This is a genomic window from Bradyrhizobium sp. CCBAU 25360 (genome assembly GCF_028128695.1).
Lineage (GTDB): Bacteria > Pseudomonadota > Alphaproteobacteria > Rhizobiales > Xanthobacteraceae > Bradyrhizobium > Bradyrhizobium ottawaense.
Window position 1 is genome coordinate 126,013 of sequence record NZ_LBJA01000044.1, and the last position, 13,911, is coordinate 139,923.

The window sequence follows — 13,911 nt, forward strand, 5'->3', positions numbered from 1 at the left end:
TTGGCAGCAGGCATCTAGCACAGCTGCAAGGGCTCTAGCGATGAGACTAGTCAGCTTCTCGACAGCTCAATGTCCTAGGTTGAAAACACCTCGAACCAGACAACAAGGCTCGACCTTGATCAGCTCAACCTGGAAGAGGAGAAGCAGCCGATCCCCCTCAAGATGGCGAGCCTTTCGAGGATTAGATCCGTGCGGGCATCTCGCCGTCTTTGGTGCGCCGAATCGACCAGCATGTTCGGCCCTCCAGGTTGGGCCGCGCTCCATGATTGCCCGCTTCTTCTTGGATATCCTCACAATGAAAGACCGGCTTTGTGGAAGCGGCGCTCCAGCGCATTTTCTTCATTTTGCCATAGGGGGCGACAACAATGAATACAGATCGGACGCAGCTTGACAGCGACGGCTTTTTCTCAGTTTCCGGCTCCGAAGCGTCCGAATCCGAGGCCTCAGAACCCGGCACTCCCGTTGCGGCGCATTGGGACGAGGCTTTGACGGACGCGCGGCCGTCTGCTCCCACTGCGGCAGGGCCGCAGGGCCAGGTTGTGGACGCGCGGGCGGCTGATGAGGGGCAAGACGAAGACGAGAACCGCCAAACCGCCATTACCCAAACGAGAGCTTTGCCGGAGAATGGTAGTGCGGCGCTAAATCTCTCCTCCCTCTCCCTGACCGGATTGCCCGCCGCCCTCCCGCCCGAGCTTCAGGTCTTTAACGCGAGAGACAATCAATTGGCGAGCTTGCCCGCACTTCCTGAGGGCCTCCGCGTGCTCAATGCAGCGCGCAATCTGCTGACCAGCCTGCCGGCCGACCTATCCCGGCTCCGGTCCCTGATCATCGGCGAAAACTCACTGACAAGTCTGCCTGCCCTGCCGGCAACCCTTCGGGAACTCAGCGCTTACAGCAACCGCCTAACCAGCTTGCCTGCGCTTCCAGCCGGGCTGCGGAGCCTGGTCGTCGATAATAATCAATTGACCATCCTGCCCGCTCTTCCAGCAACGGTTGAGGAGCTCCATGCTGCAGGCAACCAGCTGACCAGCTTGCCTGACCTTCCAGCCGGGCTTCAGAACCTGGACGCCGGTGACAATCAACTGGCCAATCTGCCCGCGCTTCCGTCAACGCTCCGGGATCTTGTCGCGCCAAGCAACCAGCTTACCAGCCTGCCCGATCTTCCAGCCAGCATTGAAAGCCTGGTTCTCGATTCCAATCAGCTGACCGAACTGCCTGAGCCGCTCCCGTCGGCGATCGCATTGTTAACGGCCAGCGACAATCAACTGGTCCGGCTGCCGGAACTCCCCGCTTCCCTCGAAGTACTTGATGTTAGCAATAATCGGCTGACGGACGTACCGGCGAGCCTTCTGCAGCTAGCCAGCGATGCGGCCCTCGATTTGACTGACAATCCGCTGCAGGAGGAGGTTCAGAGCAATCTACTGAGAGCAAGGAGTGCTGCGGACTATGCCGGCCCGCGAATCCTTTTCTCCTTGAGCGAAGACGCAATGGAACCTACGCCCCGGCCGCTGCACGAGGTTGTCGCAAACTGGTTTGGGCACGACCTAGCCATGATCGCAACATGGCAAAGCTTCGCCGACGAGCCTGGCGTGCGGGACTACGCTCGTTTCCTCGACCGGCTTGCCGGCACCGTGAACTACGGCAATAGCGAATTCCGGCAGGCCGTGGTCGAGGATCTGCGGCAGGCAGCGGCGAGGCCTCGACTGCGGGAGTTGTTTTTCCAGTTGGCCTCCGATGCATGCGCGAGCTGTCAGGATCGGATCACTTTAGCCTGGAACGGGATGCAGACTGCACGTCTGAACGCCGACATCGAGGACGGCCTGCACGACGATCGGCTCGCCGAGTTGCTCCAGCATGCCCGCGTCATGTTCCGGTTGGAGGCGCTAGACGGAATAGCGCGCCAGGAGGTCAATGTCCTTCGTCACTCCAGACCGGTCGACGAGACCGAAGTCTATCTCGCCTACCAGACCCAATTGCGCGATCCACTGGAGCTGCGACACGTCGCCCCCGACATGCGCTTTTTTTCCGTCTCTGGCGTCACCCGCGACGACGTTGAGAGGGCCCTGGCAACCGTGCGGCAGCAGGAAATGATAGGTTTTGCGGACTATCTAGCGACGCGCTGGCAACCTTGGGAAACGGTGCTGAGGCGCATTGCCCCCGAAGAGCACGCAGCAATGGACGATCGGCTCATCGATGCGATGGGCGAGGAGTTTCAAATTCGGCTGAATCAACGGCTGGCCGAAGTGAGTCTTGCGGGCGATGCTGACGCCGAGCGGATAATCGGACCTCAAATCGTCAACGAGATCGCCCGCGAAATCGAGGTGATGCACCGGGTGCTTAGGGCGCACGGCATCGAGCTGTAAGAGATCGGGCAGATCCGTCATACTGATTGCGGTCGTGAGCTCGTGGCCATCACTCAATTCCCCAAAGCTGATCGAGCGACCGAGCCTGCTCTTCCGCCGATGCCAACGTTGCTAAGCTCGTGGGCGACTGAAAAAGCAGGGAAATGACTGACCATACGCCGGTCTACTGAAATTGCCTCCGCGCCGCTCGGCGCCATTGCAGTTGAAACGAAGAAGCTCCGACTCACTCGAGCGCTCAATGAACAACGACAAGCCCCAGCAACGGCCGGGACGCTCAGCTCCCGTACATCCAGACCATCCGCGGTCGGTTGAAGCTCGCCGGCAGAGTTTGCGCGCCAGTTCGCCGCGGGCAGGCAGGTGAAAGCACTGTGACATCCGGGCGTATCGCCGCCCGCATCAGGTATCTTTCCCGCCTGCAATCGTCAGCGGCCCAGCTTCTCGCCTGAGCGCCGATGTTCGCCACCGCAGGAAATGGCAGCTTGCTTGTGCGACGACCGACCATCCTCCGGATCGCCAGCCGATAACCCTCCCGTAAGCAGTGTTCTCTCCCGGGCTCCATCCTTGTGTAAGCTGGACCCCGACGAGGCTCGGCGCAGCTCAGGCGATCCGCCGAGCCGGTCCGAAAGGCATGAACTCTGACGCCGAACGGCTCACCGGCGCAAGACAACCAGCTCACTAGATCCCCAGTCGAGCCATCTGAGCTGAAGCGTGCTCCGGGTCGGGAAGGGGCTGCCACGGCTGGCCAGCGGCGGTGCTCAACAAGGACCTACAGAACGCAGGAGTGAGCTTGCCGCGGTGGATCACGACGTTCTCGTGCCCCTCGGCGGCTCGAGCGTTCTGCCAGTGCTGATTGTAGCCGCGCTGCTCGTCAGACTTCACGTGGCAAGCGGCGAATTCGCGATCGCCCAGCGTTGCCAATTGCCAGGCTTGTACCGGCCGCTTGGTATGGATGTGTACCCACATCGGCCTTGGCGTCGCGCCATTGCTCAGCGCCATAGGCTGTAGCTTGATTTCGAACAGCGTCCCTGGCTCTCCCTTCAAGGCGCGAGGTGGATCCACTGACGCCAGTTCCCCCGCTGCCCGTAACTGTGCAAGGTATTTCTGCGATGGAAACGCATAGGTCTTCATGCAATCGCTCGCGATTGCTGCCTTTCGCGCGCTCAATGACTTTGCCTGCCCCTGAACCTCGGACCCCATCCTTTGAAGCCGGACTATCTTTTCGTGCACTTCGGGCACCTGCGCAGCCGTGAGCAGGCCCCGTCGGCGAGGCTCCTCCAGCGCGACTACACAGGCCTCAATCTCGGAGGACTGCGTCTGCAAGCGCTTGATCACCCGATTCAGGACATGTTCGGCGTCCTCGGGCTTCATCTGGCGCGCTTGCGAGACGGCGCTTTGCTGAGCCCGCAGATCGAACTGCAGCAGCTCGTCCAATCGCTCAAGTAATCCCGGCAGTGCCTTCCTGGAGGGCGGAGCCTGCCACATCTGGAGGTGATCGGTCGCAGAGGATGACGCAGCTGCCTCCTCCGGCGTGGCGAGTTTCTTTGTACCGAGATCCGAGAGCACGATGACCTTGCCCATCGCGGCCCTGGCGGCATCGGACCTTCCGAGTTGCGGCGCGGGCGGGCTGGCCGTCGAACTCCCCTCGCCCGCGGCTGCTCCGCGCCTTGCTTTGCCCTTTCTGCGCACTGGAGTGCCTTCACCCACCAGCGCAGTGTTTTCTTGCAGCGCAGCCCAAGCCGGCGGTTCAATCGTCACTTCCGCCTTTGGCTGCAATGCCAGCAGCCGCATGACATCGTTCGCCGTCACCCACGCACCGTCAACGATCTCGCCAAGCAACTGCAAAGGAAGGTCAGCTTCCGTTCCAGCCTCCCTCAGGGGCTCAAGCATGCCCCTCAGTTGGGATGCAAATTCCGAAAGCCGTTCCATGACGCCTTCCAGAACGGCGCGGTGCTCGGCGTCGAGCACCGCTCCTCCGCGAACGGCGTCGCCCGTCGAAATAAATGCCGGAAAAACATCGTCAACAAAGGTCCCGAGCAGACGCACCCGCCCCCTCTCGTCCATGAGGGCGGCTCGCACGTCAGGTGCTAACGTGCTCGCTCGCGACTCAATCAGGAGCTGCGCGAGAGCGATCCGCGATTGCAGATACATGCATCTGGTATTGAGCACCCAGCCCGTATTGAGCCTGACTTGGGCCTCTTCGGCCTTGCGCATCTCGGGCGTGCTGCTTGGCAAGTGGGCAGTAGCCGCACAGACTGACTGCATCCGCTCGAACCGCAACGCCTTCTTTCCCCACCAGTCCATGCAGGCAGCAAACTGGTTCGCGACGCCCGCAACGACGCGGCTCAACTGGTCGGGCGGAGCGGTGTCTTTGACCTTGTCGAGCAGGGCTTCTGCTTGCTTTCTCTTGTTCTCAAGTGGGTAAAGAATCCGGGTGGCCACTTCATTACATTGGTTGCCCGCATCCAGCGTGTCGTCGCGGAGCCGGCGAGCCTGATCGTCGGGCAGGATACGACGCGCCAAATTGGCAGGCAGATTCGCGTAATACTCCAGAACTGTCGAGCCTGCTTCGACCACTCGATCGATCAGCTCTTGCGCCTGTTCCAAGTTGCAGCGTTGCGTGGCCGCTCGACGGCAAGTTTCAAACTTCTCAAGCAGGCTGTCCAAATTTCGCTTTGCTGCCTTGATCTCATTGCGCGTTGGCGCCGCCACATCTGAAGCCGCAGTTCTGTCTTGAGGCCCAGAGCGCATCCGCTCCAGGACAGCATCGAAGGATTGACCGCGTTCCCCAGGGAAGAGACCAGGCCCCAGGCTCGAACGGCTCAATTCCCCGGCGCTGTCCGCTCCCGCCGCCTCACTCTGTGATGGATCAGCTCGGCCAATACCTTTCATACTTCATCTCCGAATAGTCGTGAGTGCGCAGCCTATCTGGATAGGCCGCCTAGCTGACGACTAACTGACCAAGAGCATTCATCGGGATGCACAAGAAATAAGATCTCGCCTTGAGTTCCACTTCAATCGCAGCTTGGTCGTGTTGCTGAACTAGCGCATCAGCGCCGGTTCAAACCTGCGCTCGCAACACGCATCCCGCTATCCAGTAAACAGACTTCGACCGAAGAGCTTACCAAGTCACCTGCCATACACGGGTGTGGCGAGACGCCGGAGGCGATCAGCAACAACATTTTGCCCGTCCGAACTGAGCAGAATCAACGTTGCGCAACTCCCCTCAAACTATATCTCGCCAGAGCCGGGCCGCCGCCCAGGCCGGCTAAATCACACTCATAGGAAGGTGGCAGCAAGCGTACCGAGCAACCGAGCGTCACCCCGATCAGCGGATTGGGTGTCCGCACGTCTGCTCCGCTACCAGAATAGCTCCCACTATTTCGCAGCAATGATCCAGATATTCTTCAGATGCATGTGGCGAAGCGCTTATCTGAATATGAGGTAGATGCCCCGACAGGATATCAGGAGAAACTTCGGCCACAGGAATTGCCAAATTACTGCCGGTCTTCCCCAGGGACCTTGAGGTAATCAACTCGGGGAATATCCAAATCGCTTCTCTAAGGAGGCTCGCTGCAACCAACGCTACAATCTTCAGCATCAATTCATCGGTGCACCCGAGAGCCTGCTTGGCGGAACACTGGAGTTCGGTGCCGAAAAGCGGGACTTCGCGCGCATCAAACTTCCGCACAACAGCCTGCTTGACGCCGATGATCCCCCTATCCCGGAAAGCGCAATTCGCGGCGACTCAGGGGCATCGACCGTGACGCCTATCGCACCATGTTCTCGCTCGACGACGAGACGCTCGAGAAGGGTGGCGAAAGCATTCTAGCAAGTAAGGGCGATCTCGGACAATTGCTGTTTTCTGCGGGCGCAGGCCTTGCTCATCTCAGCCAAAGGCCCATCGATCTCAGGAGCGAGGCAGATGGCTTCTACAGATTGCGGGCACGCAGCGGCGCGCTCGTGGACCTCAAGACGCGGCTCGTGGAGCTGAAGGCAGAGCGGGAGAAATTCGACCCTCCGGCCTCGGATCACGGGCGGTTCGTTGAAACTAGGGATCGGTCCAAGGCGCATTATGATGAGGCCCACTCCGAACGCACCCGCACTCGTGACGCATTGACGAGATCCAGCGCCATCTCGCCGCAATGCCACGGCTTGTGGCACTGCGCGGCATCCGCGAGCGCCTCGCTCCGCTTGCGGATGTACCCGAGGCCCCACCTGGCTGGACGAGTGAGGTGCCCGGTTGCAGAGGGAGGAGATCGAGCTCGGCGTCCAGATGGACGCCATTAACGACGAAGTCGGCCGGCTTGCTGAAGAGATCGCGTCGATCGTGGTGAACGAGGCTGCCCTGCGGCTCGCCGAACGCATGGAACGGCTCGCTGACTGAACTGCGAGCACGCCATGTGACTGCGGAGAAGGATGTTCCCGAGAGGCGGCTGCAACTTCGTGAGGTCGACCGCGCCATTTCGGTAATCCTGCAAAGGGCCTTTTCAAGGGTTAATTTGCCGACGGCCGCAACCGCTATCGCGCCGCCGTCGAGACCGGCACCGATTGCCCGACGCGCAACTATTACGGTGACAATCTGCTGGGATACCTCATCAGCCTGAACTTGAAGCGTTGAGACCTCGCCGAGAGGCCGCGCGCGATGTGTGCGGCGCGGGCAGTCTAACAGTTCAGGGAGCGACAGGGGGCGGCCGCGCAGACCAAGGGGGCGGTGGCGCGGCGAGGAGAAAATAAGGCGCCTCCACGCGGATACGTCCCTGTCTTATGGTGATCGCGCCGAAATGGTCGCGCAGCTTCAGGCAGGCGCAACCATCACCGCCTTTCCAACTCCGAGTCGCGACTCGTGATAGCTTCTTCGTCAGCTTACCGACAGGTAAATGCTTCAGAGGTTACAACGTATCGTACGTGGACTGGGTCTACTCAGGCCTGGCAAGGGAGTATGGAATGCATCCTTTTGAGCCAGGACAGATTCTGCGCGGTCGAGGATGCCAAGCGAGAATTAGGTGCCGAGGTCCGTAAGGAAATTGCCCGCGAGATCAAGGGCGCCGTAAGGGATAGGGTACTCAATGATTATGGCCTCAGGCTGTGAAGCAGCCTTTGACTGTAGGAGGCTGAAAATTCGCATGAGACGTAGCGCTGTACATCAGACTGCGGAGCGCCGGCTTAGAGACCGCATTGCTCAGGTGAGCGGCTAACATTCGTGCAAGTAGCGGTGAGAGTGGAACGCTCTTCCCGATGCCACAACTGCGCGAAAACCGCCGGAAAACAAGGATTCCAAAAAGGCCGGGGTCAATTTCGTGACCACCGCCGTTTACCACCGATAGGCGCGCAACGCGCGGTAAGCATCAGAACAGCCAGGCAGCCATGGTAAAACCGTTCCCGTCGAAGACTCACATCGGCAATCATATGCTGCATCCGGAAACCCTGATGCTGACCTATGGCTATGATCCCCAATTGTCGGAGGGCGCCATCAAGCCGCCGGTGTTCCTGACCTCCACCTTTGTGTTCAAGACTGCCGAGGACGGGCAGGATTTCTTCGACTACGTGGCCGGCCGGCGCGAGCCGCCGGAAGGCATGGGCGCGGGCCTGGTCTATTCGCGCTTCAATCATCCCAACAGCGAGATCGTCGAGGACAGGCTCGCGATCTACGAGCGCACGGAGAGTTGCGCGCTGTTCTCGTCCGGCATGGCGGCCATCGCAACCACGATCCTGGCCTTCGTTCGCCCCGGCGATGTCATCCTGCACTCGCAGCCGCTCTATGGCGGGACGGAGACCCTGCTGACGAACACGCTCGCGCGTCTGTCGATCGGCGCCGTCGGCTTTGCCGACGGCATTGACGAGACGGCGGTCAAGCAGGCCTCGGAAGAGGCGACGCGCAAGGGGCGGGTGTCGATGATCCTGATCGAGACGCCCGCCAATCCGACCAACGGCCTCGTCGACATCGCCATGATTCGCCGCCTTGCCGCTGCCATCGGCAAGGCGCAGGGACACACGCCGATCATCGCCTGCGACAACACGCTGCTCGGGCCGGTGTTTCAGCGGCCGATCGAGCATGGCGCGGATGTTTCGCTGTATTCGCTGACGAAATATGTCGGCGGCCATTCCGACCTGATCGCGGGCGCCGCGCTCGGATCGAAAGCGATCATGAAGGGCATCAAAGCGCTGCGCGGCGCGATCGGCACCCAGCTCGATCCGCATTCCTGCTGGATGATCAACCGCTCGCTCGAGACGCTCAGCCTGCGGATGGAGAAGGCCGATGCGAATGCGCGGCTCGTGGCGGACTTCCTGCGCGACCACCCGAAGGTCGCCAAGGTGCACTACCTCGGTCATCACGAGCAGGGCTCGCTCTCGGGCCGCGTGTTCGCGCGGCAATGCCTCGGCGCGGGATCGACTTTCTCGTTCGACATCGTCGGCGGCAAGGAGGCGGCGGTGAAATTCCTCAACGCGCTGCAGATTCTCAAGCTGGCGGTGAGTCTCGGCGGCACGGAATCGCTCGCAAGCCTGCCGGCGACGATGACCCATTCCGGCGTTCCCGCCGACATCCGCCAAAAAATCGGCGTGCTCGATTCCACGATCCGGCTGTCGATCGGCATCGAGAACCCGTCGGACCTGATCGCCGATCTCGCGCAGGCGCTGAACGCGGCTTGAGCGCGGGAATCAACGCGGATTGGACGCGCGGCACGCTGACATGATCGCCGCCGCGACCTCATTGCTCTGCGCGCACGAGAGCTGCCGCACGAGGCAGACGTAATAGCCCTTGCTCGATGCGTTCAGCAGGAAATCGCCAGCAGGCCGTCAATCTCACTCGACTTCGAGCCATTCGGAGACGGCGCGACCCGTGCGCCAGTTACAATGCACAAAAGATATGAACGAAGGTAGCGCCCAAAATCGTCTCGTTGGATACGCCCGTGTCAGCACCACAGGGCAGACCCTCGACGGCCAGCTGGCCCAGTTGAAGGCAGCGGGGTGCGATCCGATTTTCAAGGACACAGCCGGTGGTGCCCTCGTCGATCGCAAAGAGCTGCAGCGCACGCTTGCCAAGTTGGAGCCTGGCGACGCGGTGACGGTCACTCGCATCGACCGCTTGGTGCGGTCTCTCTTCGATCTGTTTGCAATTGTTCAGCGCATCAACGATAGCGGCGCCGTGTTCCCCTCTATCGCGGAGCCTTGGGCCGATACAGGCACCAGCACCGGCCGCATGATGCTGGCCGTCATGGCGGGCATGGCCGACGCGGAGCGCGACCTGATCCGCACCCGAACGGCGGAAGGCAGAGCCAGGGCGACCGCCCGAGGCCAGCACATGGGCCGCCCGCCGAGGCTCACGCCGGAACAGAAGCGCGAGGCCTTGGTCCGCCGAGAAGCTGGCGAGGCCCTGGCCGAGATCGGCCGCAGCTACAACGTCAACCGGTGACCATCACGAGGCTCAAACCATGACCGGCTTCGAAATTGCTGGCGCGGTTCTTAAGCCGGTCTACTAAATGTTTCAGATCGTTCGCGGCCTTTTAACCGGCAGGAAGGATGCCGGCGTCCACGGTTCCGGCTATCCAAGCCAACCCGTAGACGCGGCATCGGAGTTGCTGTTCAGGCCTTTTCGGCATCTCAGGCGTTTGCAAGTCGAGACGTGAGCCTGACATGTCGCTTCTCACGGGGACTTCAAGCGTCTGCCCGGTCGATGAGTAGCCTATTGCAAATGCTTCGCGTTGATCGAGCCATCTGCACAGCTTGAACAAGATAGTTCAGATCAATCCACCCCGACGGCGCACCGGCGGCCGGGGACTGGCGCGACCAGGGCCTACGCTTCAATCCGCACGGGGAGAGCCGAATAGCCGTGCACAAAGTTAGATGCAATTCGCTCGGGTTCGCCGACGATCACGATCTCCAGTCTCGCATCCAAAATCTCTTCCCAGAGGACTCTCAACTGCAGTTCCGCAAGATGTCGACCAAGACAGCGATGGATTCCGAATCCGAACGAGAGGTGCTGCCGTACATTCTTCCGGTCGATCGCGAAACTGTTGGCGTTCTCAATGATCTCTTCGTCTCTGTTGCCGGAGATGTACCACATGACGACCTTGTCGCCTTTCCGGATCTGTTTTCCGCCTACGATGCTGTCGACCGCGGCAGTGCGGCGCATATGCGCGATCGGTGTCTGGTATCGGATAATCTCGGACACGGCGCTCGAGACCAGTTTGGGATTGTCGGCTAGTTTTCGCAGTTCGGAGGGGTACTGGCTCATGAACAGGAGGCCACCGGTAATCGAGTTGCGCGTTGTATCATTTCCCCCAACGATCAACAGAATCAGATTCCCGAGAAACTCACTCGGCTTCATATGGCGTGTGGCGGGCGAATGCGCCATCAAGGAAATCAGGTCGAGGCGCGGCTCGGCATTAATGCGCTCGTTCCAAAGCCCTGTGAAATAGTCCAGACATTCTGATAAGATTGTGCTTCGCTGGTCCCAGCTGTCGATCGCATGGCCTGCTTTTGGAGTCGTAACAGCTACGTCTGACCAATAGGTCAGTAGTCGCCGGTCCTCAAATGGAAAGTCGAAGAGCGTAGCGAGCATTTGCGTCGTCAACTCTATCGAGACCATGTCTACCCAATTGAAGGCTTCATTGCGCGGCAAGCCATCGAGAATCGCCCTGACCCGAGAGCGTATCAAGGTTTCGAGCTTCGTCAGGCTTTCCGGTCCGACGATCGGGCTCACGGTATTGCGCTGCTCGGTGTGCTTGGGAGGCCCCATCTTGATGAAACTCTGGGTCCAGTGCTTATCAGGCACGTCGACAATAGTGACACCTTGCTCCGATGAGAACGCTTTGTGGTTTGTGTCTACCGCTACGATGTCCCGATACTTCGTCACGGACCAATATGGACCATGAGGGCTGTCTTTGCAGTAGTGAACGGGATCTTCTCTTCGCAGCCGGTCAAAGAAACCCCATATGCTGTCGTCTTGAAAGCGCCTGCCTTCGCTTACATCCAACTCGCTCAGCGGGATAATGTCATCTGCTTCATGATCTTCTGATCGCCTGCTCATGATCATCTCCGCAGATTTTGCTCCCGAGAGGTTATAGATCTAGGGTCACGATTCACCGTTTCGCGCTGCCGTGAGCGTTTGGCTGCGACGGGCCGCCCAACCAGACTATCTCAAAGCGCGGCTGGCCTCGCCCTACCATGTCGGGCAGTAAGGATCGCATTGACTTTCCGACCCGATCTACTCAATCAGTGAGAGCTGTCACCACGAGTTGGACGAGGGCTGCGCGAAAGCCAACATCCAATCGAATACACACTCCCAAGCTAGCCAGCCTTTTTGCGACCTCTCACTGCCGTTTCGAGCCCAGGGAGACCGATTGAGGCGGCTCGGCAGTCTGCCGCCCATCTGGTGATCTTGGCCGAGGCAACCCAAGGCGGCGAAGCTGGAGGCGGCAATCTTTCCGTCGCTTGGATAGTAGTTCCCGAATTGGGGTGTCCTGTGGGGTAACCTGAGAAAGAGGGGGGTGCGAGGAGGCTCTGAAATGCGGACGCGAGCAGGTGCAGGTAAGGTCCGCAGCTCTGCAAGTTGAGCGCCGGTGAGGCTTCAAACCTGATGCGGTGTCCGCCTGTGGAAGGCTCGGACACTGTAAAATGGAGGCTGAAGCCTTGCACCGAAACGCTGCAGAAGCCGTTTCGGCCTGGGAACGCGGGAGGCGGGGCAAATCGGAGCAACCGCGCAGGACGGAGCGCCGTCCCGACTAGTCGCCGAAGCCAAACGCCTTCGCGACAAGGTCGAGCAGCAAAACCTGGGGCAGCCCGCCCGAGGCAAATGTGCGAACAGCACGTCAGTGTGAGATCGGCGCTAAAATGCGCCGATACGCTGAGATCTCCCGCCCCATGGTCAAGTCGAGACCTTTTCCCGCCTAGATAGATGTGTTAGGTTATCCTCTCTTTAATAGTGGAGGAAGTGATGAGCCATGACCGGATCGTTACGGCGGCCATCATCGCCATTGGCGCCCTCAACACGGTGCTCGCAGCGATAGCGCTCTTGTCGTTCTGAGCAGCGCAATTTTCTCATGCGACAAGAAGCCATCTCAATTGGCGTCTTCTATCATTCACACAGCGTATGGCCCGATCGCGTATACGGAACGCGGTCTCCGTTTGGTCCGCTCCGTGGCCTCAAGCATCATGCAGCCCTATCTTCTTTTCAGTCCGCCGGTTCGAAATCGTGAGTGGGTCATCCGCTACCGGGTCTAGCGGCTTCGGGGTACCTGTCCACCGCACCCCTTAAGAGAGTAGTTACCACTCACTGTCATCATTTCCATATTCGTTCGCCATTGGCGGCAGCCAATCTGAGAACATCTAATTTTTCGACACGCCCGGTTGGCGGTCTCTTTCAGGAGAGGCCCAATGTTCAAGGGCTTCACGGTGGCAGTTGCGGCGCTGGTTTTCACAACGCAACTGGATCAATTCCTCACGCACGGTCGGTACACCGACGCGGCGATCGCTATGCTCCGGCACATCAGGCATGCGTTTGGCTTTTGAGAAACCGGAGCGCGTGATGAAAGCATATCATGGGCTGATCTCGATTCGGAGGAGCAACGCGCCATAGCGATATTGGGATCTGGGCTTTGTGTCGAGCTGTGTGATCGCTTGCTCTCCTAAGCTTGAGGCAACTCGGTCTGATCGGAGTCTGCGATTTGAAAGCTGCCGCGCACGAGTTCCGGAGGCGCGTTGTCTTGAGCGAATTCGGGTAACCATCAGGTGATGATCAGATGATCAAAGCGCGGATCTGACATGGCGGTGCGCGACAAGACGCCCTCACCGCACCGATTTTTGGTTCGTCAGGGGGCTAAGGGGCTGGATGGTTTACGTTCGGCAACGGAAGGGGCCGGCTCTGGTTGGGATTAGTTGGGGGGCGGTCGATTTGACCAAAGAGCAAGCCGATCGCCTCGAGCGGAGATTGAGGGACGAGCACGAGCGGGACTAGCGTAAGCCCGGTCAGAGCCCTCGACAGCGAGACGGATGAGTGGACATCCTCTTCATCTTGCCGATCAATGCCGAAAAGATAATACCGACGGCGCCCGCCTAGCTTGCTTCGTTCTTTGGACAGACTGATCTCGCGAATCGTCATCTCGCCCACAGCAACAGCTGTCAGTCACCCAGGACTATGAACCTCAATCACTCTTTTGCGATTAGTCGCAGTTTAGATCGCCATGATCGACTCGATCAAGCCAAGCTTCCTAAGCGCGCAGTTGAAGCCAGTCTCGACAAGGTGTTGTTGGTCGCAGGTGAAATTGATGTTGGAAATCAGGCGCGAGATCGGCATAGCTGCGCTCCCGTGCTTGATCTGGCGGAAGCACAAAGAGTCTCTCAGCCGCTGAATAGGCCGCGGAACGCGATGATGTTTGTAGGCTGTACCTCCAGGAAATAGCAGTCACGGGAGTGCCAACCTCCTGTAAAAATTCGTCTTTAGCGCAACTATCGACTATCCGGTCAGCGCCGCTTCGGAGCCGAGTTTATGCTTTGGCGTTGCCGAAGATGCGCCTTGCTTCCGACGTCTCCGCTTTGGGTTGAAACCGGT

At 59.7% G+C, this 13,911-nt stretch carries 8 protein-coding genes; 6 read left to right on the forward strand and 2 right to left on the reverse strand.

Features of this window, described 5'->3' with window-relative positions:
* The first annotated feature begins 365 nt into the window (after positions 1–365).
* Complete coding sequence (locus XH81_RS31025) at positions 366–2,363, forward strand: NEL-type E3 ubiquitin ligase domain-containing protein (protein WP_271596590.1); 1,998 nt, start codon at positions 366–368, stop codon at positions 2,361–2,363.
* 675 nt (positions 2,364–3,038) lie between these two features.
* Here XH81_RS31025 and XH81_RS31030 read toward each other — a convergent pair.
* Positions 3,039–5,252, reverse strand: coding sequence for a hypothetical protein (locus tag XH81_RS31030; RefSeq protein ID WP_271596591.1), 2,214 nt, complete (start codon positions 5,250–5,252; stop codon positions 3,039–3,041).
* An 888-nt stretch (positions 5,253–6,140) separates the two neighbouring features.
* Between XH81_RS31030 and XH81_RS31035 the strand changes: the two genes are divergently transcribed.
* From XH81_RS31035 to XH81_RS31050, 4 genes are all read left to right on the forward strand, one after another.
* Positions 6,141–6,650 (forward strand): AAA family ATPase, encoded by a 510-nt coding sequence (locus XH81_RS31035; protein WP_271596592.1) that lies wholly within the window; start codon positions 6,141–6,143, stop codon positions 6,648–6,650.
* Positions 6,604–6,747 carry a hypothetical protein gene (locus XH81_RS31040; protein ID WP_271596788.1) on the forward strand — a complete coding sequence of 48 codons (144 nt, stop codon included), beginning with the start codon at positions 6,604–6,606 and terminating at the stop codon, positions 6,745–6,747. Before XH81_RS31035 ends, XH81_RS31040 begins: the two co-directional genes overlap by 47 nt.
* Positions 6,748–7,727: 980 nt before the next feature.
* Positions 7,728–9,011 (forward strand): cystathionine gamma-synthase family protein, encoded by a 1,284-nt coding sequence (locus XH81_RS31045; RefSeq protein ID WP_271596593.1) that lies wholly within the window; start codon positions 7,728–7,730, stop codon positions 9,009–9,011.
* A 217-nt stretch (positions 9,012–9,228) separates the two neighbouring features.
* Positions 9,229–9,774, forward strand: a complete 546-nt coding sequence (locus XH81_RS31050) for a recombinase family protein (protein ID WP_271596594.1) — start codon at positions 9,229–9,231, stop codon at positions 9,772–9,774.
* A 381-nt stretch (positions 9,775–10,155) separates the two neighbouring features.
* On the opposite strand, the gene XH81_RS31055 is transcribed toward XH81_RS31050, so the two are convergent.
* Positions 10,156–11,391, reverse strand: coding sequence for a cytochrome P450 (locus tag XH81_RS31055; RefSeq protein WP_271596595.1), 1,236 nt, complete (start codon positions 11,389–11,391; stop codon positions 10,156–10,158).
* 1,346 nt (positions 11,392–12,737) lie between these two features.
* On the opposite strand from XH81_RS31055, the gene XH81_RS31060 reads away from it, so the two are divergent.
* Positions 12,738–12,872 (forward strand): hypothetical protein, encoded by a 135-nt coding sequence (locus tag XH81_RS31060; protein ID WP_257187491.1) that lies wholly within the window; start codon positions 12,738–12,740, stop codon positions 12,870–12,872.
* Positions 12,873–13,911 lie beyond the last annotated feature (1,039 nt).